General features: G+C 66.5%; 30 protein-coding genes. 24 read left to right on the top strand and 6 right to left on the bottom strand.

What is annotated here, in order from left to right:
- Positions 1–15: 15 nt before the first annotated feature.
- Positions 16–798, bottom strand: a complete 783-nt coding sequence (locus ACZYRS_RS02545; RefSeq protein WP_463418010.1) for an SDR family NAD(P)-dependent oxidoreductase — start codon at positions 796–798, stop codon at positions 16–18.
- A 139-nt stretch (positions 799–937) separates the two neighbouring features.
- On the opposite strand from ACZYRS_RS02545, the gene ACZYRS_RS02550 reads away from it, so the two are divergent.
- Entirely contained in the window at positions 938–1,309 is a 372-nt protein-coding gene (locus tag ACZYRS_RS02550; protein WP_463418011.1) for a hypothetical protein, read from the top strand.
- A 34-nt stretch (positions 1,310–1,343) separates the two neighbouring features.
- On the opposite strand, the gene tgt is transcribed toward ACZYRS_RS02550, so the two are convergent.
- Both tgt and queA read right to left on the bottom strand, forming a co-directional pair.
- Positions 1,344–2,516, bottom strand: a complete 1,173-nt coding sequence (gene tgt, locus ACZYRS_RS02555) for a tRNA guanosine(34) transglycosylase Tgt (RefSeq protein ID WP_198788939.1) — start codon at positions 2,514–2,516, stop codon at positions 1,344–1,346.
- Between the two features lie 8 nt (positions 2,517–2,524).
- On the bottom strand, positions 2,525–3,568 hold the full coding sequence (queA, locus tag ACZYRS_RS02560) for a tRNA preQ1(34) S-adenosylmethionine ribosyltransferase-isomerase QueA (protein ID WP_463418012.1): 1,044 nt from the start codon (positions 3,566–3,568) through the stop codon (positions 2,525–2,527).
- A gap of 125 nt (positions 3,569–3,693) precedes the next feature.
- Between queA and ACZYRS_RS02565 the strand changes: the two genes are divergently transcribed.
- From ACZYRS_RS02565 to recG, 3 genes are read left to right on the top strand one after another with little or no spacing between them, the layout of a single operon-like run.
- Entirely contained in the window at positions 3,694–4,365 is a 672-nt protein-coding gene (locus ACZYRS_RS02565; RefSeq protein ID WP_463418013.1) for a DUF4166 domain-containing protein, read from the top strand.
- Positions 4,362–5,858, top strand: a complete 1,497-nt coding sequence (locus ACZYRS_RS02570) for a TIGR01777 family oxidoreductase (protein ID WP_463418014.1) — start codon at positions 4,362–4,364, stop codon at positions 5,856–5,858. Before ACZYRS_RS02565 ends, ACZYRS_RS02570 begins: the two co-directional genes overlap by 4 nt.
- 11 nt (positions 5,859–5,869) lie before the next feature.
- On the top strand, positions 5,870–8,002 hold the full coding sequence (recG, locus tag ACZYRS_RS02575) for an ATP-dependent DNA helicase RecG (protein ID WP_463418015.1): 2,133 nt from the start codon (positions 5,870–5,872) through the stop codon (positions 8,000–8,002).
- Between the two features lie 15 nt (positions 8,003–8,017).
- On the opposite strand, the gene ACZYRS_RS02580 is transcribed toward recG, so the two are convergent.
- A complete protein-coding gene (locus tag ACZYRS_RS02580) occupies positions 8,018–8,650 on the bottom strand; it encodes a LysE family translocator (RefSeq protein WP_463418016.1) in 633 nt (210 codons plus the stop codon).
- Positions 8,651–8,976: 326 nt separating this feature from the next.
- Here ACZYRS_RS02580 and ACZYRS_RS02585 point away from each other — a divergent pair, with 326 nt between their 5' ends.
- From ACZYRS_RS02585 to ACZYRS_RS02605, 5 genes are all read left to right on the top strand, one after another.
- Positions 8,977–12,000, top strand: a complete 3,024-nt coding sequence (locus ACZYRS_RS02585) for an autotransporter outer membrane beta-barrel domain-containing protein (protein WP_463418017.1) — start codon at positions 8,977–8,979, stop codon at positions 11,998–12,000.
- Positions 12,001–12,108: 108 nt separating this feature from the next.
- A complete protein-coding gene (locus ACZYRS_RS02590; protein ID WP_198788945.1) occupies positions 12,109–13,074 on the top strand; it encodes a LysR substrate-binding domain-containing protein in 966 nt (321 codons plus the stop codon).
- 143 nt (positions 13,075–13,217) lie between these two features.
- A complete protein-coding gene (locus ACZYRS_RS02595; protein ID WP_042577470.1) occupies positions 13,218–13,799 on the top strand; it encodes a Dps family protein in 582 nt (193 codons plus the stop codon).
- A 91-nt stretch (positions 13,800–13,890) separates the two neighbouring features.
- Positions 13,891–14,751, top strand: coding sequence for a 4-hydroxybenzoate octaprenyltransferase (gene ubiA / locus ACZYRS_RS02600; RefSeq protein ID WP_463418018.1), 861 nt, complete (start codon positions 13,891–13,893; stop codon positions 14,749–14,751).
- Between the two features lie 10 nt (positions 14,752–14,761).
- Positions 14,762–15,229, top strand: coding sequence for a MaoC/PaaZ C-terminal domain-containing protein (locus ACZYRS_RS02605; RefSeq protein ID WP_463418019.1), 468 nt, complete (start codon positions 14,762–14,764; stop codon positions 15,227–15,229).
- Between the two features lie 6 nt (positions 15,230–15,235).
- On the opposite strand, the gene proC is transcribed toward ACZYRS_RS02605, so the two are convergent.
- Positions 15,236–16,093: a pyrroline-5-carboxylate reductase gene (gene proC, locus ACZYRS_RS02610; protein ID WP_463418020.1), complete on the bottom strand. Its 858-nt coding sequence runs from the start codon at positions 16,091–16,093 to the stop codon at positions 15,236–15,238.
- Positions 16,090–17,259, bottom strand: a complete 1,170-nt coding sequence (locus tag ACZYRS_RS02615) for an esterase-like activity of phytase family protein (protein WP_463418021.1) — start codon at positions 17,257–17,259, stop codon at positions 16,090–16,092. Before ACZYRS_RS02615 ends, proC begins: the two co-directional genes overlap by 4 nt.
- A gap of 215 nt (positions 17,260–17,474) precedes the next feature.
- On the opposite strand from ACZYRS_RS02615, the gene rplN reads away from it, so the two are divergent.
- The 15 genes from rplN (at position 17,475) to rpsD (ending at position 24,678) form a co-directional block, all read left to right on the top strand.
- Positions 17,475–17,843, top strand: a complete 369-nt coding sequence (gene rplN, locus ACZYRS_RS02620; RefSeq protein ID WP_009124801.1) for a 50S ribosomal protein L14 — start codon at positions 17,475–17,477, stop codon at positions 17,841–17,843.
- A gap of 13 nt (positions 17,844–17,856) precedes the next feature.
- Positions 17,857–18,189, top strand: coding sequence for a 50S ribosomal protein L24 (gene rplX / locus ACZYRS_RS02625; RefSeq protein ID WP_198788948.1), 333 nt, complete (start codon positions 17,857–17,859; stop codon positions 18,187–18,189).
- Positions 18,190–18,200: 11 nt separating this feature from the next.
- Positions 18,201–18,740 carry a 50S ribosomal protein L5 gene (gene rplE / locus ACZYRS_RS02630; protein ID WP_013544114.1) on the top strand — a complete coding sequence of 180 codons (540 nt, stop codon included), beginning with the start codon at positions 18,201–18,203 and terminating at the stop codon, positions 18,738–18,740.
- A gap of 8 nt (positions 18,741–18,748) precedes the next feature.
- Positions 18,749–19,054 (top strand): 30S ribosomal protein S14, encoded by a 306-nt coding sequence (gene rpsN / locus ACZYRS_RS02635; protein ID WP_093436359.1) that lies wholly within the window; start codon positions 18,749–18,751, stop codon positions 19,052–19,054.
- A 20-nt stretch (positions 19,055–19,074) separates the two neighbouring features.
- Positions 19,075–19,470 (top strand): 30S ribosomal protein S8, encoded by a 396-nt coding sequence (rpsH, locus tag ACZYRS_RS02640; RefSeq protein WP_192194037.1) that lies wholly within the window; start codon positions 19,075–19,077, stop codon positions 19,468–19,470.
- 24 nt (positions 19,471–19,494) lie between these two features.
- Positions 19,495–20,028 (top strand): 50S ribosomal protein L6, encoded by a 534-nt coding sequence (gene rplF, locus ACZYRS_RS02645; RefSeq protein WP_198789694.1) that lies wholly within the window; start codon positions 19,495–19,497, stop codon positions 20,026–20,028.
- 14 nt (positions 20,029–20,042) lie between these two features.
- Positions 20,043–20,408, top strand: coding sequence for a 50S ribosomal protein L18 (rplR, locus tag ACZYRS_RS02650; protein WP_042672913.1), 366 nt, complete (start codon positions 20,043–20,045; stop codon positions 20,406–20,408).
- An 18-nt stretch (positions 20,409–20,426) separates the two neighbouring features.
- Complete coding sequence (gene rpsE / locus ACZYRS_RS02655; protein WP_198789695.1) at positions 20,427–20,945, top strand: 30S ribosomal protein S5; 519 nt, start codon at positions 20,427–20,429, stop codon at positions 20,943–20,945.
- A 24-nt stretch (positions 20,946–20,969) separates the two neighbouring features.
- Entirely contained in the window at positions 20,970–21,155 is a 186-nt protein-coding gene (gene rpmD, locus ACZYRS_RS02660; protein WP_009124818.1) for a 50S ribosomal protein L30, read from the top strand.
- Between the two features lie 11 nt (positions 21,156–21,166).
- Positions 21,167–21,598: a 50S ribosomal protein L15 gene (gene rplO / locus ACZYRS_RS02665; protein WP_042577479.1), complete on the top strand. Its 432-nt coding sequence runs from the start codon at positions 21,167–21,169 to the stop codon at positions 21,596–21,598.
- A gap of 27 nt (positions 21,599–21,625) precedes the next feature.
- Entirely contained in the window at positions 21,626–22,939 is a 1,314-nt protein-coding gene (gene secY / locus ACZYRS_RS02670) for a preprotein translocase subunit SecY (RefSeq protein ID WP_042577480.1), read from the top strand.
- A 66-nt stretch (positions 22,940–23,005) separates the two neighbouring features.
- Positions 23,006–23,119 (top strand): 50S ribosomal protein L36, encoded by a 114-nt coding sequence (gene rpmJ / locus ACZYRS_RS02675; RefSeq protein WP_013544106.1) that lies wholly within the window; start codon positions 23,006–23,008, stop codon positions 23,117–23,119.
- Positions 23,120–23,142: 23 nt separating this feature from the next.
- Positions 23,143–23,508 (top strand): 30S ribosomal protein S13, encoded by a 366-nt coding sequence (rpsM, locus tag ACZYRS_RS02680; protein ID WP_013544105.1) that lies wholly within the window; start codon positions 23,143–23,145, stop codon positions 23,506–23,508.
- Positions 23,509–23,520: 12 nt separating this feature from the next.
- Positions 23,521–23,925: a 30S ribosomal protein S11 gene (gene rpsK, locus ACZYRS_RS02685; protein WP_009124825.1), complete on the top strand. Its 405-nt coding sequence runs from the start codon at positions 23,521–23,523 to the stop codon at positions 23,923–23,925.
- A gap of 129 nt (positions 23,926–24,054) precedes the next feature.
- Complete coding sequence (gene rpsD / locus ACZYRS_RS02690; RefSeq protein ID WP_009124826.1) at positions 24,055–24,678, top strand: 30S ribosomal protein S4; 624 nt, start codon at positions 24,055–24,057, stop codon at positions 24,676–24,678.
- Positions 24,679–24,813: the final 135 nt, after the last annotated feature.

The raw sequence follows: 24,813 nt of genomic DNA on the forward strand, positions 1-24,813 counted from the left end.
TCGAGAACGAAGGCTTCAGGTCCAACCCGCATCCACCACATAGTCCTGCGCGGTGCACATCTTCGAATCATCCGCAGCCAGGAACAGCGCCATCGCCGCAATGTCCTCGGCCATCACACGCCCCGGCAGGCACTGTGCGGCATCGATCTCGGCAGCGGACTCGGGCTTGACCCACAGCTTGATCTGCCGCTCGGTCATCACCCACCCCGGAACGATCGAGTTGACGCGGATGTTCTGCTTGCCCAGGTCGCGCGCCAGCGAGCGCGTGAGGCCGCGCGCCGCCGCCTTGCAGGCCTGGTAGACCGGGTAGCCCTTGCCCTTGATCATCCAGCTGATCGAGCCGAAGTTGATGATCGAGCCGCCGCCCAGCGCGCGCATGTCGTCGGCCACCGCCTGCGCGGCGAAGAACTGGTGCTTGAAGTTGACGGCCACGAGGCGATCGAAGTCGTCGCTGGTGACATCGGCCATCTCGTGGCGCCGGTCGTTGGCGGCGTTGTTCAGCAGCACGCCGATCGGGCCGAAGCGCTCTCGCACGGCAGCGATGATGGCAGTGAGCGCGGCGGTATCGGTCACGTCGCAGGCGCTGAACAGCGCGGGCGACTCGCCCTGCAGTTGGGCGGCGAGCGCCGTGCCGGCGGCCGTGTCGAGGTCGCAGAAGCCGACCTTCGCGCCCTGCGCATGGAAGGCCCGCACCAGCGCCTCGCCGATGCCGCTGGCACCGCCCGAGATGAAGACGGTGCGCCCGGCGAGCGACGGATAGCGGGCGGTGTAGGGGGAAGTTGAGGAGGCTGTGGTCATGGGGGAATGAAGACGACGGCGGTGGAAACAGGCCACGAGCGTACCGGATGCGGCCGCCATGGTGGAAACGCGGGCTTCCGCCCGGCGTATGGCTTCCGGCCTGTGGGCAGGATGGTCTCGCGTGGATAGGCTTGCGGACATGAACTCGTTCCATCGCCGCGCCCTCGTGAGCTTCGCGCTTCTCCCGGCCCTCATCGTGGCGCGGCAGGTGCGCGCCCAGGGGGCGGCGCCCATCCTGCTCTTCAAGGTGGTCTCGCCGCGCGACGACGTCGTCGTGGGCATCGAGGCCGCGCAACTCGGCGCCGGCGCGACGCCGCCCGTGCAGCGTCTGGCCGCGATGCTGGCCGACAAGGGGCAGCTCACGCTCTGGCAATACGCCTCGCAGCATGGCGAGGGCGGCGCGCTGGTGCAGGCGCCGCTGCGGCAGATCGTCGTCTTCAAGAACGACCTGCTGCGCATCGAGCCGTACAGCACACCGCTCGCGATCAAGGCGCCGGGCGCCTCGAAGTAAATAAAGCGCGAAGTTGGACGTGCAGGGCCGCCGGCTAGACGCCGCGCGCCCGTTCGGCCTTGAACCGTGCGCGGAATTCCGTGAACGTGCCCGCGTCGAGCGCCGCGCGAATCTCGGTCATCAGGTTCAGGTAGTAGTGCAGGTTGTGGATGGTGCACAGCATCGGCCCGAGCATTTCGCCGCAGCGGTCCAGGTGGTGCAGGTAGGCGCGGCTGAAGCCTTCGCGTCCGCCGTCGTTCCACGACACGCCCGAGGTGCCCGCGCAGGCGTGGCAGGTGCAGCTGGGGTCCACCGGCTGCGGGTCGCTCTTGTGGCGGGCGTTGCGCATCTTCAGGTCGCCGAAGCGCGTGAACATGGTGCCGTTGCGCGCATTGCGCGTCGGCATCACGCAGTCGAACATGTCCACGCCGTCGGCCACGCCCTGCACCAGATCCTCGGGCGTGCCCACGCCCATCAGGTAGCGCGGCTTGTCGGCCGGCAGCCGGTGCGGCGTGTGGCCCATGATGTGCAGCATCTCCTCCTTGGGCTCGCCCACGCTCACGCCGCCGATGGCGTAGCCGGGAAAGTCCATGTCCACCAGCGCCGCGAGCGATTCCTCCCGCAGGTTCTCGAACATGCCGCCCTGCACGATGCCGAAGAGCGCATTGGGGTTCTCCAGCCGCGTGAATTCGCCCTGGCAACGCTTGGCCCAGCGCAGGCTCAGTTCCATCGAGATGCGCGCCTCGGCCTCGGTCGTGATGTGGCCCTTGGTGTCGTAGGGCGTGCACTCGTCGAACTGCATCACGATGTCGCTGTTCAGGATGGTCTGGATCTGCATCGAGACCTCGGGCGTGAGGAACAGCTTGTCGCCGTTGACGGGCGAGGCGAACTTCACGCCCTCCTCGCTGATCTTGCGCATCGCGCCCAGCGACCACACCTGAAAGCCCCCCGAGTCGGTGAGGATGGGCTTGTTCCACTTCTCGAACTGGTGCAACCCGCCGAAGCTGGCCATCACGTCCAGGCCCGGACGCATCCACAAGTGGAAGGTGTTGCCCAGGATGATCTGCGCGCCCATCTCTTCCAGGCTGCGCGGCATCACGCCCTTGACGGTGCCGTAGGTGCCCACGGGCATGAAGATCGGCGTCTGCACCTTGCCGTGGTTGAGCGTGAGCGTGGCGCGGCGCGCGTGGCTCGCGGGGTCGGTCTTGAGGAGTTCGAAGTTCAGCATGGTCGTCTTCAATCTTTTTGTCGTGCCAGCAGCATGGCGTCGCCATAGCTGAAGAAGCGGTAGCGGTTCGCAATGGCGTGGGCGTACAGCGCCATCACCCGCTCGTACCCCGCAAAGGCCGAGACCAGCATCATCAGCGTGCTCTTGGGCAGATGGAAGTTGGTGACGAGCACGTCGACGTGCGCGAACGCGAAGCCCGGCGTGATGAAGATGCGCGTGTCGCCCGTCGCCTCGCCGCTCTGGGCCCACGACTCGAGCGTGCGCACGGTGGTCGTGCCCACGGCGACGACGCGGCCGCCGCGCGCCTTGCATTCGGCGATCGCGCGCTGCGTGGCCACGGGCACTTCGTAGCGCTCGGCATGCATCGTGTGCTCGGCGATGTTCTCGGTCTTCACCGGCTGGAAGGTGCCGGCGCCCACGTGCAGCGTGACGTTGGCGCGCTGCACGCCGCGGGCTTCGAGCGCGGCCAGCAGGCCTTCGTCGAAGTGCAGCGCGGCCGTGGGCGCGGCCACCGCGCCGGGCACGCGCGCGAACACGGTCTGGTAGCGGCTCTCGTCGTCGGCCGAATCGGTGTGCGTGATGTAGGGCGGCAGCGGCACGTGGCCGCAGCGGGCCATCAGCGCATACGGGTCCTCGCCCGCATCGCTCTCCAAGCCGAAGCGGAACAGCGCGCCGTCTTCCTCGGGCCAACGACCCAGGAGCGTCGCGCGAAAGCCGCCGACCATCTCCAGCGTGGTGCCCACGGGCGGCTTCTTGCTGACCTTCATGTGCGCGACCACCTCGTGGCCCTGCAGCACGCGCTCGACCAGCAACTCGAGCTTGCCGCCGGTCGGCTTCTCGCCGAAGAGGCGCGCCTTGACCACGCGCGTGTCGTTGAAGACCAAGAGGTCGCCCGCGCGCAGCAGCGAGGGCAGGTCCTTGAAGATGCGGTCGGCCGGCGCGTCCCCCGTGCCGTCGAGGAGACGGGAGGAGGTGCGTTCGGAAGCCGGGTGTTGCGCCACCAGTTCGGGCGGCAGGTCGAAATCGAAATCGGAGAGCGTGAAGGCGCGCATGGTGCTTGAGGGCCGGACGGGCCCGTGCCAAGGAGGCATGGAAGAAAGAAAACCGGGGGAAGGGGCGATTGTCCCATGCCCGCAATCCGGGGCCCGGTGCGGGGTTGCCGAGGCAGAATCGACGGATGGTCGATTCATCCGTCGCGCGCGTCCCGCTGGCGCCTCCTCCCTCCGAAGGCGAGCTCTTCAAGAAGATCCTCGCAAGCGCCTGGCAGGGCCTGCACCCGGACATCCGCCGGCGCTTCGACAAGAACCCCTCGCCGGGCAAGGCGCTGCATTACCTGGGCGCGTTGAGCGAGCTGCGCTGCTCGCGCTTCGGCAAGCTGCTGGGGCACCTGACGCAGCCGCTGATCCAGGGCGCGCTGATCCCTTATAGCGACACGAATTTCCCGGTCGAGATCCAGGTCTACGCCAAGCCCGACGACCCGGCCATCTACAAGCAGCGCATCTACCGCCTGCACGGCCGCAAGCCGATCCAGTTCACCAGCTTCATGCGCGAGAGCGCGCGCGGCGAGGTGCTGGAGTACGTGGGCATGGGCCTCGGAATGAAGCTGGTGCTGAGCGTGGAGAACGGCAGCCTGCATTTCCAGAGCGACGGCTATTTCTGGGACGTGTTCGGCTGGCGCATTCCGCTGCCCGGCGTCTTCACGCCCGGCAAGACCTTTCTCTGGCACCACAACGAAACGCCCGAGCGCTTCAACATCCGCATCGAGATCCGGCACTGGCTCATGGGCACGACCTTCACGCAGGTCGGCGTGTTCGAGGAAGTGGCCGACCCGGGGGCAGCCGCCGCATGATAGACACGCACCTGCTGGCGCTGCAGCTCATGGCCGCGCAGGGGCTGATGGGCGCGTTCGACACGCTCTATCACCACGAAGGCACCGAGGCGCTCGCCCAGCGCAACACGGCGCGGCGCGAGCTGGCGATCCATGCGGTGCGCTCGTCGATCTACTGCGCGATGTTCATCGGGCTGTCCGCGTGGGCCTGGCATGGCGCGTGGGCGTGGGTGCTGCTGGCGGTGTTCGGCGTGGAGATCGTGCTCACGCTGTGGGACTTCGTGGTCGAAGACGGCAGCCGCCTCTTGCCGCCGACCGAGCGCGTCACGCACACGGTGCTGGCCATCAACGCGGGCGCATTCATCGCACTGCTGGCGATGAATGCGGTGGACTGGGCCGCGCGGCCGACGGCGTTGGCGTGGCAACCGCAAGGCTGGCTGGGCGCCTTCCTGGCGCTGTGCGGCGTGGGCGTCGGCCTCTCGGGGCTGCGCGACGGGCTCGCGGCGCGTGCGCTGTTTCGCCGCACGGCGCAGGAAGCGGCGCGGGCCGTTCAGGCGCCGGTGCACTTCGGCACGAAGCCCCAGCGCGTGCTGGTGACCGGCGGCACCGGCTTCATCGGCCAGACCCTCGTGCGCCACCTGTTGGCCGACGGCCATGCCGTGACCGTGTGGACGCGCGACGCGCGCTCGGCCGCATGGAACTTCGGCGGCGCGGTGCGCTGCGTGCAGCGGCTCGACCAGATTCCCGAGACCGATTCGTGCGACGTGGTGATCAACCTGGCGGGCGCGCGCATCCTCGGCCAACGCTGGAGCGAGCGGCGCCAGCGGCAGTTGCTGCAAAGCCGCGAGGGGCTCACCACCGCGCTGGTGGCATGGATTGCCACGCGCCCGCGCAAGCCCTGGCTGCTGCTGTCGGGCTCGGCCATCGGCTACTACGGCGTGCAGCCGCAAGGCGATGCCACCGAACTGGCAGAAGACGCGTCGCCGCAGGACATCTTCATGTCGACGCTGTGCCAGCGGTGGGAGAAAGCGGCAGAGGCCGCGGCGGCGCATGGCGTGCATGTGGCCTGCATGCGTTTCGGTTTCGTGCTCGGCCACCAGGGCTCGCTGCCGCAACTGCTGCTGCCCGTCGCGCTGGGCATGGGTGGCCGGTTGGGGAGCGGGCGGCAGTGGCTGTCGTGGGTGCATGTGCACGACGTCGTCCGTGCCATGGCCCATGTGTGGAGCGCCGCCGAGCAGGCGGGAAGCGAGAGCGCTGCGACCGCGCAGGCCTTCAACTTCACTGCACCCGGCGCGCTCAGCCAGGAAGAATTCACCCGCGTGGCCGCAAGCGTGATGCATCGGCCGTTCTGGATGCCGACGCCCGGCGCGCCCGTCAAGCTCTTGCTGGGCGAACAGGCCGACCTCCTGCTCGAAGGCCAGCGCGTGGTGCCCGCCCGGTTGCTGCAGACGGGATTCCGTTTCGCGTTTCCAGAGGCCCGCAATGCCTTGACGGACCTTTGCCGGCCGCGATAGAAGCCTTGCCCGTGCCCGCCAAGAAAGCCCCCTCCACGCCCACAGACGCCGCCACCGCGCCGTCGCCGCCGCAGCCGCAGCCGCCCGGCACGGGCCTGAGCCTCGTGCAGCGCGCCCTGCGCAAGCTCGGCCTCGTGCGCGACATCGACTTCGCGCTCTACCTGCCGATGCGCTACGAGGACGAAACGCGCATCGTCAAGCTTGCCGACACGCGCGACGGCGACATGGCGCAGGTCGAGGGCGTGGTCACCGAATGCGAGGTGGTGTTCCGCCCGCGCCGCCAGCTGATCGCCACCATCGACGACGGCAGCGACACCTGCCAGCTGCGCTTCTTCAACTTCTATCCCTCGCAGCAAAAGCAGCTCGCGGTCGGTGCGCGGGTGCGCGTGCGGGGCGAGATGCGCGGCGGCTTCGTGGGGCGGCAGATCATGCATCCCACGGTCAAGGCCGCGGGCACCTCGCTGCCGGAGGCGCTCACGCCGGTCTACTCGACCGTCGCGGGTCTCGCGCAACCGGTGCTGCGGCGCGAAGTGCGCTCGGGCCTGGCGCGCGCCGTGCTCGACGAGACGATTCCCGTGCAGATCGGCCTGCGCGGCGCGTGGGACCTGCGCAGCGCGCTCACCTTCCTGCACTACCCCACGCCCGACGTGGCGATGGCGACGCTCGAAGACCACAGCCACCCGGCGTGGCAGCGCATCAAGGCCGAGGAACTGCTCGCGCAGCAGCTCTCGCAACTGCAGGCGCGGCTGGAGCGCGCGGCGCAGCGCGCGCCGGTGCTGCCTTCGTCGCTGGAACCCGTGGCGGCTTCGCTGCATGCGCAACTGCTCGCGGTGCTGCCCTTCGGCCTGACGGGCGCGCAGCAGCGCGTGGGCGAGGAGATCACGCGCGACCTCGGCCGCGAGATTCCGATGCACCGGCTGCTGCAGGGCGACGTGGGTTCGGGCAAGACGGTGGTGGCGGCGCTCGCGGCGGCGCGCGCCATCGACGCGGGCTTCCAGTGCGCGCTGATGGCGCCGACCGAAATCCTCGCGGCCCAGCACTTCGGCAAGCTCGTGGGCTGGCTCGATCCGCTCCTGGCCGCGCGGGGCCTGCGCGTGGCCTGGCTCACCGGCAGCCAGAAGAAAAAGGAGCGCGACGCGATGTCGGCCGCGGTCGAGAGCGGCGAGGCCGCGCTGGTCATCGGCACGCACGCGGTCATCTCGGAGAAGGTGCGCTTCAAGAACCTCGCGCTCGCGATCATCGACGAGCAGCACCGCTTCGGCGTGGCACAGCGGCTCGCGCTGCGCGGCAAGGCCGTGGGCCATCTCGAGCCGCACCTCTTGATGATGAGCGCCACGCCGATCCCGCGCACGCTCGCGATGAGCTACTACGCCGACCTGGACGTCTCCACGCTCGACGAGTTGCCGCCAGGCCGCACGCCCATCGTCACCAAGCTGGTGGCCGACCACCGGCGCGACGAGGTGATCGACCGCATCCAGTCGCAGATCGCGCAGGGCCGGCAGGTCTACTGGGTGTGTCCGCTGATCGAGGAGAGCGAGGCGGTCGACCTGCGCAACGCCACCGAGACGCGCGACGAACTGGCCGAGACGCTCGGCGAGGCCATCCACGTCGGCCTGCTGCATTCGCGCATGCCCACCGCAGAGAAGCAGGCGGTGATGGCGGCCTTCACCGCCAACGAGATCCAGGTGCTGGTGAGCACGACGGTGATCGAAGTGGGCGTCGATGTGCCGAACGCCTCGCTGATGGTGATCGAGCATGCGGAGCGCTTCGGCCTGTCGCAGCTGCACCAGCTGCGTGGCCGCGTGGGCCGCGGCGCCGCGGCCTCGGCCTGCGTGCTGCTCTACGCGCCGGGCGACAGCGGGCGCGTGGGCGAGGCGGCGCGCGCGCGCCTGAAGGCGATGGCCGAGACGGGCGACGGCTTCGAGATCGCGCGGCGCGACCTGGAGATCCGCGGCCCCGGCGAATTCCTGGGCGCGCGGCAGTCGGGCGCGCCGCTGCTGCGCTTCGCCGACCTCACCACCGACACGCTGCTGCTCGACTGGGCCCGCGAACTTGCGCCCGTGATGCTCGAGAAGCACGCCGAGCTGGCCCAGCGCCACATCGACCGCTGGCTCGGCACCAAGGCCGAATACCTGAAAGCCTGAGCGGCCTCGCGCTGTTTACGCCGAGGGCCGGCGCGTGAAGGCGAGGATGAGACCGAAGCCGACCATCATGCTGCCGCTCACCTTGTTGAACCAGCGCATCGCGCGGCTGCCGTTCGCGAGCCGGCGCATGCGCGCGCCCAGCAGCGCGTAGAGCGCGATCGCGACCAGCTCGAACACCAGGAAGGTCGCCCCCAGCAGCAGGTAGCTGGAGGCGTACGCGCCGGGCACCACGAACTGCGGAAAGAACGCGGTGAACACCAGGATGGCCTTCGGATTGCCGGCTGCCACGGTGAACTCCTGCCGCGCCAGCGCGCGCAGCGAAGGCGGTGCGACGGTGCCCTGCGATTGCACATCGGCAGTGGGCGCCGCTGCGCGCAGGAGGCGGATGCCGATCCACACGAGATACGCCGCGCCGATGTACTTGATGACATCGAAGGCCAGCTCCGAGGCCACCAGCACCGCGCCCATGCCCAGGCCCGCGACGGCAATCATGAGCGCGAAGGCCACGAGGCGGCCGCTCGCCGCGATCACCGCGGGCGACACGCCGTGCCGCGCACCGTTGGTGACCGACAGCAGGTTGTTGGGGCCGAAGGCCATGTTGATGGCAAAGCAGGCCGGAAGAAACAACAGATAGGTAGAGAGGCTCATGGTTGCATCCTGCTACGCAGATAACTGCGATGACGAAGGTTCGCCATTATCCGCAGCCTCCGCGATGTGTACGACGAAAGCCTGCAGATGCAACAACGCTGCATTAGCGCCACGGTGTTTACGCGGGGTTCTTGCGGCGTGACTTGTTTTCTAGACTGCGCCGCGATGCGTTTTTGCACGGTGTTCGAGGGCTGTGCGATGCCGCGTTTTTCTTCGGACTTTTTCGCTACTGGTCCGCGTCTTGCACGCGTTTCGAAAGGCGGATCGCGCGCCGAATATTCGAACAACACACTGCACGGAGGAAAGTCGCAATGACTTCGAAGAGGATGAACAGACTTGCGATCGCCATGGCCCTCGCCGGCCTCGCATCGCACCAGGCATGGGCCCTCCAGACCTATGCCGGAGACCCGGGAATGATCGGTGCGCCGGCCAGCTGGCGCACGGCCGAGTTCATGCGCGACTGGGGCCTGATCGCGATGGGCACCGAATACGCCTACGCGGCGGGCGTGAGCGGCGCGGGCATCAAGATCGGCGAGGTCGATTCGGGCTACGACGCCTCGCACCCCGAGTTCCCGGTCTCGCGCTATCACGGCGTGCCGGTGGGCGCGATTCCCGGCGCCTACAACGGCGCGTACAACGACCGCCATGGCACGCACGTGGGCGGCACCATCGCCGCGAACCGCGACGGCGGCGCGGCCACGGCGAACATGCACGGCGTGGCCTTCAACGCGGACCTCTTCGTGGCCAACACGGCCAAGACCGACGGCGCCAATTTCGGGCGGCCGCTACCCGGCGATTCGCCGGTCATCACGGTGGACAACCAGCACATTGCCGATGCCTACCGCGCGGCCAACGCGCAGGGCGTGCGCATCATCAGCACGAGCTGGGGCAGTCCGCCGACCGGCGAGCAGTACAACACCCTCGCGCAGCTGCACACGGCCAACGGCTACTACGTGGCCAACAACACCTGGATCCAGGGCGCGTTCGACGCGGCGAAGACGGGCACGCTGATGGTGTTCAGCGCGGGCAACGGCGGCTGGCTCAACCCCAGCCCGCGCGCGGCCGCGCCGTACTTCAACCCCGCGCTCGAAACGAACTGGCTCGCCGTCTCCGCGCTGAGCACGATCGGGCAGACCTTCAATGCCGACGGCTCCGTCAACGTGCCGGGCACGCAGCGCTACAACAAGTGCGGCGTGGCGAAGTGGACCTGCGTCACGGCGCCGGGCTTCCAGATCAATGGCACCGTGCTGGCCGGCGGCTACGCGTCGCTGTCGGGCACGTCGATGGCCGCGCCGCACGCCTCGGGCGCGCTCGCGTTGATCATGGAGCGCTTCGGCTACATGACCAACGAGCAGGTGCTCACCGTGCTGAAGACCACCGCGACGCAGAACGCGACGATCGTCGATGCGGCCGGCACCGGCACCATGGCCAACCCCGAGGCGGGCCAGCAGGTGAAGGTGCCCGATGTGGTGAACGGATGGGGCACGCCGAGCCTGCGGCGCGCGATGAACGGGCCGGGGCAGTTCATCGGGCCGTTCGCGGTCGATACGCAAGGACAGAACGACACCTGGTCGAACGACATCTCCGACGTCGCGATCCGCGCACGCCGCGCGGAAGATGCCGCCGAAGCCACCGCCTGGGAAACGACCCGGCAGACGCGCGGCTGGACCGCGGGCCTGCCCGGCGGCGCGAGCGATGCGGACCGCAGCGAATACGCCACCGGCGTGGCCCGCGAGGCCGCGCGCGGCACACGGGTCTACGCAGGCAGCCTCGAGAAGCTCGGCGCCGGCACGCTGACCCTGAGCGGCCAGAACAGCTACACGGGCAGCACCGCGGTGAACGGCGGCACGCTCAAGGCGGGCGCGGTCAACGCCTTCAGCGGCGCATCGGCGCACAGCGTGGGCGCGGGCGGCACGCTCGATCTCGCGGGCTTCAGCCAGAGGCTGCCGTCGTTGGCGAACGGCGGCGTGGTCTCGCTGGTCGGCGCCGCGCCGGGCACGACCCTCACCATCACCGGCGCCTACGTGGGCAACAACGGCGCGCTGCGGCTGGGCACCGCGCTGGGCGACAGCAGCAGCGCGAGCGACCGGCTGGTGCTCGACGGTGCCGGTGCCAGCGCCAGCGGCCGCACCACGGTGCAGGTCACGAACCTCGGCGGCCTCGGCGCGCTGACCAGCGGCAACGGCATCGAACTGGTCAGCGCGCTCAACGGCGCGAAGACCACCGCGCAAAGCACCAAGGACGCGTTCTCGCTCGCGAACGGCCACGTCGACGCGGGCGCCTACGAATACCGGCTGCATGCGGCCGATGCCGGCGGCGCCGGCGAGAACTGGTACCTGCGGTCCACGGTCCCCGCGACGCAGATCCCGACCTACCGCACGGAGGTCCCGATGCTCGCCGCGCTGCCCGAGCAACTGCGCCAGGGCAACCTCGCCATGCTGGGCAGTTCGCGCGTGCGCATGGGCGACGACGACGCCCGAAGCGGCCGCAACGATGCGGGCGAGGAGACCGGCACGCCGCTGCGCAGCGCCTGGGGCCGCGTCATCAGCACGAACCTGAACATCAGCCAGCAGGGCACCGTGAGCCCGCGGAGCGAGGGGCGACTGACGGGCCTGCAGGCCGGCACCGACCTGTGGGCCGACCGCAACTGGCGCGCCGGCGTGTACGTCGGCCGGCTCGAAGGCGATGCCCGCACCCGCGGCTTCGCGCGCGGCGTGTTCGATCTTGCCGTCGGCAGCAACGACCTGCGCAGCGACTACCTCGGCCTCTATGGCAACTTCACGAGCGAGGCGGGCTTCTACGCCGATGCGGTGCTGCAGGGCGGCCGCCACCGCTACACGACGGGCCCCTTCGACAGTTCGCCTTCGGCTTCCGGCAAGGGCAGGAGCACGCTGCTGTCGCTGGAGGTGGGCCAGAGCTTCGCGCTCGGCAGCAACTGGAACATCGAGCCGCAATTGCAGCTCGTGCACCAGCGCGTGGACATCGACGACGTGAGCCTCTTCGGCGCCCGCGTCTCGCAAGACACCGACAGCGGCTGGACGGTTCGCGCGGGCGTGCGGCTCAAGGGCCAGATCGCCACCCGTGCCGGCGTGCTGCAGCCGTATGCGCGGCTGAACGTCTACCGCACCTCCAGCGGCACGGACGTGGCGCGCTTCATCGGCCCCGCGGGCTGGACCGACATCGGCACCCGCACCGGCGGCACGAGCACAGAGTTGGCGGCCGGCGCCACCCTGGCCATTGGCGAGCGCACCAGCCTGTATGCGGAAGCGAGCAAGCTGTTCGCCTCGGGTGGCGCCGCGCGGGTGAAGAGCGGCATCAATGCGAGCCTGGGGATGCGCGTGAAGTGGTGACAGGGCGGTCCGGGGCGGTCCAGGGCGGTCAGTCGCGGACAGGATGGCGGCCGCATCGACCCCTGACAACGCCGGGTCACGGAGGCTTGCGCATAATTGACGCAAGCTATGACTCTCACCGAACTCAAATACATCGTCGCAGTAGCCCGCGAACGGCACTTCGGCAAGGCGGCCGAGGCCTGCTACGTCTCCCAACCGACCCTCTCGGTGGCCATCAAGAAGCTCGAGGACGAGCTCGAGGTCAAGCTCTTCGAGCGCAGCGCCGGCGAAGTGACCGTCACGCCGCTGGGCGAGCAGATCGTGCAGCAGGCCCAGAGCGTGCTCGACCAGGCTGCCAGCATCAAGGAAATCGCCAAGCGCGGCAAAGACCCGCTGGCCGGCCCGCTGAACCTGGGCGTGATCTACACCATCGGACCCTACCTCCTGCCCGACCTGGTGCGCCAGGTGATCGCGCGCACGCCGCAGATGCCGCTGGTGCTGCAGGAGAACTTCACCGCCAAGCTGCTGGAGATGCTGCGCGCCGGCGAGATCGACTGCGCCGTGATGGCCGAGCCTTTCCCGGACACGGGCCTGGCGATGGCGCCGCTGTACGACGAGCCCTTCATGGCCGCGCTGCCGGTCAATCACAAGTTCGCCAGCCGCGAATCGATCACCTCGGAAGAACTGCAGAACGAAACCATGCTGCTGCTGGGCACCGGCCATTGCTTTCGCGACCACGTGCTCGAGGTGTGCCCCGAGTTCGCCCGTTTCTCCAGCAATGCCGAAGGCATCCGCAAGAGCTTCGAGGGCTCGTCGCTGGAGACCATCAAGCACATGGTGGCCTCGGGCATGGGCGTGACGCTGGTGCCGCGCCTGTCGGTGCCGGCCGAGGCGCTCAAGCCCAAGGCCAAGGGCAGGAAGGACTCCGAGCAGATGGTGCGCTACCTCCCAGTGCGCGACGCGCACGACCGCGACCCGCCCACGCGCCGCGTGGTGCTCGCATGGCGCCGCACCTTCACGCGCTACGAGGCGATCGCGGCGCTGCGCAATGCGATCTATGCGTGCGAGCTGCCGGGCGTCAAGCGCCTCTCCTGAAAGGGCGCGCGATTGGCGGCCTTGGCCTACGCGGGGGTTGTTTTGAATCCTTCATCGCTGGGATAGAGTGACGCTGTTGCGAAGCCGCGCGCCGGCTTCGAGAATCGACATGTTCCTCTCAACTTGAAGAAAGACCACTCGCCATGGCCAAAGCTCCAAAGAAAACCAAGCCAGCGTCCACCCCCTCCTCGGGCAAGGTGCCCAAGAAGGGCGGCGCCATCGTCGCGCAGGAGTCCGGCAGCCGCAACGCGCCGATCATCAACATCGGCATCGAGCGCCAGGACCGCGCGGCCATCGCCGAGGGTCTCAGCCGCGTGCTGGCCGACACCTACACGCTGTACCTCACGACGCACAACTTCCACTGGAATGTGACCGGTCCGCACTTCAACTCGCTGCACGCGATGTTCATGGGCCAGTACACCGAGCTGTGGGGCGCGACCGACGTGCTCGCCGAACGCATCCGGGCCCTGGGCCACTACGCGCCGGGCTCGTATGCCGAGTTCAGCAAGATCGCCACCGTGCCCGACGTGCCCCAGAACCCGCCCAAGGCGATGGAAATGGTGCGCATCCTGGTCAAGGGCCACGAAACCGTTTCGCGCATCGCGCGCGAGTTCATCCCCGTGGCGGAAGAGGCCGGCGACGACCCGACCGCCGACATGCTGACCGCGCGCTGCACGGTGCACGACCAGACCGCCTGGATGCTGCGCTCGCTGCTGGAAGACTGAGTTCGCGGGCAGCCCGGAATCCGGGCAGCGAAACCGAGAGCGGCACAATGGCCGCTCTTTTTCGTCCGCCTTTCTCTCCGATCTTTTCTGCATGCTCGCACGCCGTCTCGCGCTCTACCTCGACCTGATCCGCTGGAACCGCCCTGCCGGCTGGCTGTTGCTGCTCTGGCCCACGCTGGGCGCGCTCTGGTTTGCGGCCGACGGCTGGCCGGGCTGGCAGCTGGTCATCGTGTTCACGCTCGGCACCTTCCTCATGCGCAGCGCGGGCTGCTGCGTCAACGACGTGGCCGACCGCGACTTCGACCGCCACGTCAAGCGCACCGCCCAGCGGCCCGTGACCAGCGGCGCCATCTCGGTCAAGGAAGCGCTCGCGCTCGGCGCCGTGCTGGCGCTCGCGGCCTTCGGGCTGGTGCTCACCACCAACCGGGTGACGGTGCTGTGGTCGTTCGCCGCGCTGGCCATCACGCTGGTCTATCCGTTCGCCAAGCGCTTCGTGTCGATCCCGCAGGCGGTGCTGGGCATCGCCTTCAGCTTCGGCATTCCGATGGCCTTTGCGGCGGTGCAGTCCACCGTGCCCGTGTTCGCCGCGTGCCTGCTGGTCGGCAACCTGTTCTGGGTGCTCGCCTACGACACCGAGTACGCGATGGTCGACCGCGACGACGACCTGAAGATCGGCATGAAGACATCGGCGATCACCTTCGGCCGCTTCGACGTGGCGGCCGTGATGCTGAGCTATGCGATCTTCCTGGCGGTCTGGGCTTGGGCCGGCGCCAGCCGGTCGCTGGGCGTGCTGTTCTTCGCGGGGATCGCCATCGCCGCGGGGCAGGCGTTCTGGCACTGGCGGTTGATCCGCGAGCGCACGCGCGACGGCTGCTTCAAGGCCTTCCGGTTGAACCACTGGCTGGGCTTCACGGTGTTCGCCGGGGTCGTGGCCGGCTATTTCGTTCGCTGAAGGAGCGCGCATGCTCGACCGCCTGACGCAGAAGATCGGCCACGAAGGGCTGTCCGAATGGCACGTCATCACCCAGGAGATGGTCGACCGGTACGCGGTGCTGTCGGGCGATGGCGAAGGCGAGTGGATTCACCTCGACCCCGAGCGCGCGGCCCGCGAGGCGGCCTACGGCGGCACGATCGTGCCGGGCTTCTTCCAGGTCTCGCACCTGATCAGGCTGACCGGCGAGGCCATGCGCACGCTGCTGCCGTTCGACGCGAACCACGCACTGAACTACGGCTTCGACCGATTGCGCTTCGTGAGGCCGATGCCGGTGGGGGCACGCTTTCGGGCGCGGGTGCGCATCCTCGGCGCGACGCCCAAGGGCGACGACGGTTTCCTGCTGAAGGAAGAGGTGCTGCTCGAACTGGAGGACGGCACCGTCACGCTGGCGGCCGAGTGGCTGTTCTTCCTCGGGCCGCGCGCGCTGGCGGCCTGATCGAACTCAGCCGCGCCCGAATTCCTCGCCCAGTTCGGCGGCGCGCTTCTGCGCGGCGCGGATGGCGGTCTTGAACTGCGCCTTGACGTCCGCGCCTTCCAGCGACGTGATCGCCGCGTAGGTCGTGCCGCCCTTGGAGGTCACGCGCTCGCGCAGCACCGAGGGCGGCTCGGTCGCGCTGTGCGCCAGCGCCGAGGCGCCGGTGAAGGTGCCGATGGCCAGGCGCTGGGCCTGGTCGGGCGTGAGGCCCATCTCGACGCCGGCCTCGGTCATCGCCTCGATGAAATAGAACACGTAGGCCGGGCCCGAGCCGGACATGGCGGTGACCGCATCGAGCGCCGGTTCGGCATCGACCCAGAGCAGTTCGCCCGTGGGCGTCAGCAGCTGGCTGACCAATGCGCGATCGGCGCCGGTGACGTCCGGCCGCGCGAACAGGCCGGTCATGCCCTGGCCGACCAGCGCGGGCGTGTTGGGCATGGCGCGCACCACGCGCTCGGTGCCGACCCAGCGGGCGATGCTGTCGGACGGAATGCCCGCGGCCACGCTCAGGTGCAGTGCCTCCCCGGCGAATGCGCGTACCGGCTTGGCGGCCTCGGCGAAGGCCTGCGGTTTGACCGCCCACACCACGACGCCGCAGCGCGAAAGCGCTTCGCTCGCCTCGGCCTGCGCCGTGATGCCGAAGGACTGCGCGAGCTTCGTGCGCGCCGCCTCGAAGGGCTCGACCACCTCGAACGCGGCGGCCGGGGTGCCTTGCTGGATCAGTCCGCCGATGATGGCGCTGGCCATGTTGCCGCCACCGATGAAGGCGATGGGCGGCAGCGGCGCGGGGGCGGTGCGGGGCAGAAAGGTCACGGCGATGGTCATGGTCGGTCGATGTATTCGAAGGCGGCGAACTGGGTCACTTGCAGCGGATTGAAATTGTCGTCGCTCACGACCACCAGCAGGCGGTTGCCGTTGGGCAGCGGCGGTCCCCAGCACATGCCCTCGGTGTTGTCCAGGCGCGAGAGGCCGAGCGCGGCGAAGTCGGCCACAAGGGTCTTGGCGACGGGCTGGTGATTGCCCGGCGCCAGCGCGTCGATGGCGAGCACGTCGCCGCCGGCCCGGGTGTCGATCTCGTAGAGGCGCAGCGAATTGCCCCTGCCCGCGGCATACGCGCGCTCCAGCACCAGCATGCGGTGCGCATCGAGCATCAGCACCTCGCTCACGCCGTTGTCGGCGTAGCTGCCGGGGATGAGGGGCCGCAGGGGGATGGCGTCGGGGATGTAGGCGATCTGGCGGGTGGCCTGGCCGGTCTCCAGGTCGACCTGGGTGAAGCGGCAGGGGCCGCCGGGCGCGCGCGTGGTGGGGATGGCGCCGTCCTGGATCAGGGCGTTTTCCATCGAAAGCCAGGCGAAACGGCCGTCGGGCGTGAGGGCGATGCCCTCGAACGTCAGGTTGTCGCGCGGGCCGCGGCGCTGGGCCGGATCGGGCGTGAACATCGCGGGCAGGGCGAATTCGCGCAGAAAGCGGCCGTCGCGCGCCGATTCATACAGCGCGGGGCCGAAACCGCGGGCGATGTCGCCTTCGCTGGTCCAGAGCAGGGTGCCGGTGGACGGGCGCAGGCGGAGGGCTTCGGGGTCGGGAACCGGGAGCCCGTCGACCGCGTGGCGACGGTGGGGCCAAGGGCCTCCGCCGGGGCGTTGCAGCTGAACAACGCCCGTCGGCTCTGGCTGGACAGCCTGCGGTTGGGGCCAGCGCGCCGTGTAAAAGCGAACAGGCGCCAGATCTGATCGGTCGTCGCTGATAAGCAGGTACTCACCTCGTGCGGCGTCGTAGTCGATGCCGGAGAGGCCGCCGGCCGTGGTGTCTTCTATATGCAGCCTGTGCGCCCAGCGCGCCTCGGCGATGCGACGCAGCCGCCCGGTGCCCGGAATCGGCGTTGCGCTCCCGCAGCCGGCGAGACCCAGCGCCAGCGCGGCAGCCGCGCCTCCCAGCAGGCTGCGGCGGGTGGGGAGCGGGGGCGAAAAACGGGTTCTGGCAGTGGCGCGCACGCCTCGGAGTCTAGTGCCAGCACATGATGGTGTAATGAGTCGGTTGACATCGGCACAAGTGCCTGCAATAATCGCGGGCTTCGCTTCCAAAAGGCGAAGCTTTCAGCCCAAAGCGGAAGTGCCTCGAGTGGTTCGAGGCATGGACGACGGGCCCAAGACTGACCGCGGTGTCTCCCTCCTGGAGGCTCATCGGTACAAGTTGGGAATATCAAGAAATGATCCAAACTGAATCCCGGCTCGAAGTGGCCGACAACACGGGCGCGAAATCCGTCCTGTGTATCAAGGTGCTCGGTGGCTCCAAGCGGCGTTATGCCAGCGTGGGCGACGTCATCAAGGTCAGCATCAAGGAAGCCGCTCCGCGTGGTCGCGTCAAGAAGGGCGAGATCTACAGCGCAGTGGTGGTCCGCACCGCCAAGGGCATCCGTCGCGCCGACGGTTCGCTCGTCAAGTTCGACGGCAACGCAGCAGTGTTGCTCAACGCCAAGCTGGAGCCTATCGGCACCCGCATCTTCGGACCGGTGACGCGCGAGCTGCGCACCGAGAAGTTCATGAAGATCGTGTCGCTGGCACCCGAAGTTCTGTAAGGACAACAACGCCATGAACAAGATTCGCAAAGGCGACCAGGTCATCGTGTTGGCCGGTCGTGACAAGGGCAAGCGCGGTACCGTGTCGCTCCGCAAGGACGACTCGCACATCGTCATCGAAGGCCTGAACCTCGTGAAGAAGCACACCAAGCCGAACCCGCTCAAGGGTACGACCGGTGGCATCGTCGAGAAGTCCATGCCCATTCACCAATCCAACGTGGCGATCTTCAATGCCGCGACCGGCAAGGCCGATCGCGTGGGCATCAAGATCTCCCAGGGTGCTGACGGCAAGCGCGTGGCTGTTCGCGTCTTCAAGTCCAGCGGCGACGAAATCAAGTTCGCCTAAGAGGTACTCACATGGCACGTCTCCAACAACACTATCGCGAAAAGATCGCGAAAGACCTGACGGAAAAGTTCGGCTACAAGTCGCCGATGCAGGTCCCCCGCCTCACCAAGATCACCCTGAACATGGGTGTGGGTGAAGCAGTCGCCGACAAGAAGGTTCTCGACAACGCTGTCGCCGACCTCACCAAGATCGCCGGCCAGAAGCCCGTGGTCACCAAGTCGAAGAAGGCTATCGCCGGTTTCAAGATCCGCGAAAACCAGCCCATCGGCTGCATGGTCACGCTGCGCGGCGTGCAGATGTATGAGTTCCTGGACCGTTTCGTGACCATCGCGCTGCCGCGTGTTCGCGACTTCCGCGGCATCTCCGGCCGTGCGTTCGACGGCCGTGGCAACTACAACATCGGCGTCAAGGAACAGATCATTTTCCCTGAGATCGAGTACGACAAGGTTGATGCCCTGCGCGGTCTCAATATCAGCATCACGACGACGGCCAAGACCGACGAAGAAGCCAAGGCGCTTCTGGCTGGTTTCCGTTTCCCGTTCAAGAACTGAGGCGAACCATGGCTAAACAATCTTTGATCCAGCGCGAACTCAAGCGCGACAAGCTGGTTGCCAAGTTCGCTGCGAAGCACGCAGAACTGAAGGCGGCTTCCAACGACCTGAAGAAGAGCGACGAAGAACGCGCAGCTGCCCGCCTGGGCCTGCAAAAGCTTCCGCGCAACGCGAACCCGACCCGTCAGCGCAACCGTTGCGCCATCACCGGTCGTCCGCGTGGCACCTTCCGTCAATTCGGTCTGGCCCGCGCCAAGATCCGTGAACTGGCTTTCGCTGGCGACATCCCCGGTGTCACCAAGGCCAGCTGGTAAGCCAGGCAGGAGCAAACAACATGAGCATGAGTGATCCCATTGCCGACCTGCTGACGCGTATCCGTAACGCGCAGATGGTGGCGAAGCCCACTGTGTCGATCCCGTCTTCCAAGGTGAAGGCCGCGATTGCACAGGTCCTGAAGGACGAAGGCTACATCGACGGCTTCGAAGTGAAGACCGAAGCCGGCAAGTCCGAACTCGTCATCACGCTGAAGTACTACGCTGGCCGCCCGGTCATCGAACGTATCGAGCGCGTGAGCCGCCCCGGCCTGCGCGTCTACAAGGCCAGCGCAGCCATCCCGCAAGTCCAGAACGGCCTCGGCGTTGCGATCGTCACGACCCCCCAGGGCGTGATGACCGACCGCAAGGCGCGCGCTACCGGTGTCGGTGGCGAAGTTCTGTGCTACGTCGCCTAACCGAGACATCGAGGAGTTACTGAAATGTCCCGAGTAGGAAAAATGCCGATCACCATCCCCGCAGGCGTGGATGTGTCGATCAAGGAAGACCAGATCAGCGTCAAGGGCACGGGCGGCACGCTCAACCTTGCACGCAACCCCCTGGTCAAGGTCGTCAGCAATGACGGCAAGCTGAACTTCGAACCGGCCAACGAATCGCGTGAAGCGAATGCGATGAGCGGCACGATCCGTCAGCTGGTGAACAACATGGTGGTTGGCGTGACCAAGGGCTTCGAGAAGAAGCTCAACCTGGTCGGCGTCGGCTACAAGGCCGCAGCGTCCAACAACAAGTTGAACCTGCAAGTCGGTTACTCGCACCCGGTCAACATCGAAATGCCCCAGGGCATCACGGTGGCCACAGCGACCCCGACCGAAATCGTGATCAAGGGTGCTGACCGTCAGCGCGTTGGTCAAATCGCCGCTGAGATCCGCGCTGTTCGTCCGCCTGAGCCTTACAAGGGCAAGGGCATCCGTTATTCGGACGAGAAGATCGTGATCAAAGAGACCAAGAAGAAGTAAGGGGCAGCAAAATGATGTTGACCAAAAAAGCACAGCGTCTTCGCCGCTCGCGCCAGACCCGCATTCGCATCGCGACGCAGGGCGTGGCCCGTCTGACGGTGAACCGTACCAACCTGCACATCTATGCCACCGTCATCTCCGACGACGGCACCAAGGTGATCGCAACCGCATCGACGGCCGAAGCCGAAGTGCGTACCTCGCTCGGCGGTTCGGGCAAGGGCGGCAATGCCGCTGCAGCCACCGCCGTCGGCAAGCGCATCGCTGAAAAGGCGAAGGCTGCCGGCGTCGAGAAGGTCGCCTTCGACCGCGCAGGTTTTGCGTACCACGGCCGCGTCAAGGCGCTGGCCGAGGCGGCTCGCGAAGCCGGTCTGCAGTTCTAACCGGACACGAGATTCAAAATGGCAAAGATTCAAGCAAGAACGCAGAACGAAGGCCCTGAAGACGGTTTGCGCGAGAAAATGATCGCGATCAACCGCGTCACCAAGGTGGTGAAGGGTGGTCGTATCCTCGGTTTCGCAGCACTGACCGTCGTGGGCGACGGCGACGGTCGCGTCGGCATGGGCAAGGGCAAGTCCAAGGAAGTGCCTGCTGCCGTGCAGAAGGCGATGGAAGAAGCCCGCCGCAACCTGGCCAAGATCTCGATCAAGAACGGCACGCTGCATCACCGCGTGACGGGTCACCATGGCGCCGCTTCGGTCGTCATGATCCCCGCCCCGAAGGGTACCGGCATCATCGCCGGCGGCCCGATGCGCGCCGTGTTCGAAGTCATGGGCATCACCGACATCGTGGCCAAGAGCCATGGTTCGTCGAACCCCTACAACATGGTTCGCGCCACGCTCGACGGGTTGAAGAACTCGACGACCGCGTCCGCAGTGGCTGCCAAGCGTGGCCTGACCGTCGAAGAAATCTTCGCTTAAGCGCAAGCCGAAAGAAGCATTCAAATGACGACGCAACAACAAACCCTCAAGGTGCAATTGGTCAAGAGCCCGATTGGCACCAAGGAATCGCATCGCGCGACCGTGCGTGGCCTCGGCCTGCGCAAGCTCAACAGCGTGAGCGAGCTGCAAGACACCCCGGCGGTGCGCGGCATGATCAACAAGATCAGTTATCTGGTCAAAGTTCTGTAAGAGAGACTGATATGGAACTCAATGGCATCAAGCCGGCAGCCGGCGCCAAGCACGCCAAGCGCCGCGTTGGCCGCGGTATCGGCTCGGGTATCGGCAAGACCGCAGGTCGCGGTCACAAGGGCCAGAAGTCGCGCGCTGGCGGCTTCCACAAGGTTGGTTTCGAAGGCGGCCAGATGCCGCTGCAACGTCGCCTGCCCAAGCGTGGTTTCAAGTCGCACCTGCTGAAGTTCAACGCCGAAGTCACGCTGACTGCCCTCGAGCAGCTCGGCCTGGCCGAAGTGGATGTCCTGGCGCTCAAGCAAGCCGGCCTCGTGGGCCAGCTCGCCAAGGTCGTCAAGATCGTCAAGACCGGTGAACTCACCAAGGCCGTCAAGCTGACGGGCGTGGGTGCAACGGCTGGCGCCAAGGCTGCGATCGAAGCAGCCGGCGGCAGCGTCGCCTGATCACCATCGGACTGAAAGAAGTTCTTCGTGGCAACTAACGCGGCAACGATCGCAAAAACAGGCAAGTTCGGCGACCTCCGTCGTCGGCTCGTCTTTTTGCTGCTCGCGCTCGTGGTCTACCGGATTGGAGCGCACATTCCTGTGCCGGGTATCAACCCGGACCAGCTGGCGGCGCTCTTCCAGGGCCAGCAGGGCGGCATTCTGAGCCTGTTCAACATGTTCTCGGGCGGGGCGCTGTCGCGCTTCACCGTGTTCGCGTTGGGGATCATGCCGTACATCTCGGCGTCGATCATCATGCAGCTGATGACCTACGTGCTTCCGACCTTCGAGCAATTGAAGAAGGAAGGCGAGGCCGGCCGCCGCAAGATCACGCAGTACACGCGCTACGGCGCGCTCGGTCTGGCCCTGTTCCAGTCGTTCAGCATCGCAGTGGCCCTCGAATCGTCGGCCGGTCTGGTGATCGCCCCCGGTTTCGGCTTCCGCCTGACCGCCATGGTGAGCCTGACGGCAGGTTCGATGTTCCTGATGTGGCTCGGCGAGCAGATCACCGAACGTGGCTTGGGCAACGGCATCTCGATCCTGATCTTTGCAGGCATTGCGGCAGGTTTGCCGAGCGCCGTTGCGGGTCTGGGCTCGCTGGTGACCACCGGTGCGATGAACCCGATCGTTGCGCTCTTCATCATCGCGGTGGTGGTCCTGGTGACCTACTTCGTGGTGTTCGTCGAACGCGGCCAGCGCAAGATCCTCGTGAACTATGCGCGGCGCCAGGTCGGCAACAAGGTCTATGGCGGCCAATCGTCGCACCTGCCCTTGAAGCTGAACATGGCCGGTGTGATTCCGCCGATCTTCGCCTCGTCGATCATCCTGCTGCCCGCAACGGTGGTCGGCTGGTTCAGTACCGGTGAAGGTGGTTTCCGCTGGATCAAGGACATTGCCGGCGCGCTGCGTCCGGGCGAGCCGATCTATGTGCTGCTGTACGCTGCCGCGATCGTTTTCTTCTGCTTCTTCTACACGGCACTCGTGTTCAACAGCAAGGAAACGGCCGACAACCTGAAGAAGAGTGGTGCATTCATTCCTGGCATTCGCCCGGGTGACCAGACCGCTCGCTATATCGACAAGATTCTGGTTCGCCTGACGTTGGCCGGCGCGGTGTACATCACCTTCGTCTGCCTGCTGCCCGAGTTCCTGATCCTGAAGTACAACGTGCCGTTCTACTTCGGTGGTACCTCCCTGCTGATCATCGTGGTCGTCACGATGGACTTCATGGCCCAGGTGCAAAACTACATGATGTCCCAGCAGTACGAATCGCTGCTGAAGAAGGCGAACTTCAAGACATCGTAGGGCTGTGAGTTTCAGTATTGAGTCCGGGCGGTAGACCGCCACGTTAAACAGTTTTAGGAGAATGAAATGAGAGTTTCGGCTTCGGTCAAAACCATCTGCCGTAATTGCAAGGTCATCCGCCGTAAAGGTGTGGTGCGTGTGATTTGCACTGACCCGCGCCACAAGCAGCGCCAGGGTTGATTGAAGAGTATTAGAGGACGCACATGGCACGTATTGCTGGCATCAACATCCCGCCGCACAAGCACGCTGAAATCGGCCTGACCGCCATTTTCGGTATCGGTCGCACCCGCGCCCGTCAAATCTGCGAAGCGAGCGGCATCGAATATTCCAAGAAGATCAAGGATCTGACCGACGCCGATCTCGAGAAGATCCGCGATCAGATCGCTCTGTTCACGATCGAAGGCGATCTGCGTCGCGAGACGACGATGAACATCAAGCGTTTGATGGACATCGGCTGCTATCGCGGCTTCCGTCACCGTCGCGGCCTGCCGATGCGCGGCCAGCGCACGCGCACCAATGCCCGCACCCGCAAGGGTCCGCGCAAGGCTGCGCAGTCCCTGAAGAAATAAGGATAGACCAGCATGGCTAAAGCACCTGCAAACAACGCCGCACAGCGCGTTCGCAAGAAGGTTCGCAAGAACGTTGCGGACGGTATCGCCCACGTGCATGCCTCGTTCAACAACACCATCATCACGATCACCGATCGCCAGGGCAACGCCCTGTCGTGGGCTTCGTCGGGTGGCCAGGGCTTCAAGGGCTCGCGCAAGTCGACCCCGTTCGCTGCGCAGGTCGCTTCCGAAGTGGCCGGCCGTGCTGCTGTCGAACAAGGTATCAAGAACCTCGACGTCGAGATCAAGGGCCCGGGCCCCGGTCGCGAATCGTCGGTGCGCGCACTGGCTGCGCTCGGCATCCGGATCAATTCCATTGCCGACGTGACGCCCGTTCCGCACAACGGCTGCCGTCCCCAGAAGCGTCGCCGCATCTGATCGTCAGTCTGCAAGGCGCAGCCAGCTTTCGAGCGGCTGCGCATTTGTTTTTTAACTAAGCCCACCGCCATCCGCGTCCCGCTGATGGCTCCCGCAGGCAACTGCGGCAGATGACACAAAGGAATACTCGTGGCACGCTACCTCGGCCCCAAGGCCAAACTTTCCCGCCGTGAAGGCACCGACCTGTTCCTGAAGAGCGCCCGTCGTTCGATTCAAGACAAGGCCAAGTTCGATTCCAAGCCCGGCCAGCACGGCCGCACTTCGGGTCAGCGCACGTCGGACTACGGTCTGCAACTGCGTGAAAAGCAGAAGGTCAAGCGCATGTACGGCGTGCTGGAAAAGCAATTCCGCCGCTACTTCGAAGAAGCTGATCGCCGCCGTGGCAACACCGGCGCCAACCTGCTGTTCATCCTCGAATCGCGCCTGGACAACGTCGTCTACCGCATGGGCTTCGGCTCGACCCGCGCTGAAGCACGTCAGCTCGTGTCGCACAAGGCGATCACGGTGAACGGTCAGTCGGTCAACATCCCGTCGTACCTGGTCAAGACCGGCGACGTGATCGCCGTGCGGGACAAGTCCAAGAAGCAGAACCGCATTGTCGAAGCGCTTCAGCTCGCCCAGCAAGTCGGTATTCCGGCATGGGTCGATGTGAACGCCGACAAGGCCGAAGGCACGTTCAAGAAGGTGCCCGATCGCGACGAATTCGCAGCCGACATCAACGAATCGCTGATCGTCGAACTCTATTCGCGTTGATTTTTTTGTTCCCGTACACCTGGCGTGTGCGGGCAACAAGTTTTTGTTGTTCACGTTCCTGCCCCGTGCTTTGTTGCGGGTCAGGTGCTTCACCAGCCTTACCGGTGTAACGAGCCGGGGGTATTGAGAGGAAGT

It is taken from the genome of Variovorax sp. AC194 (genome assembly GCF_979257995.1).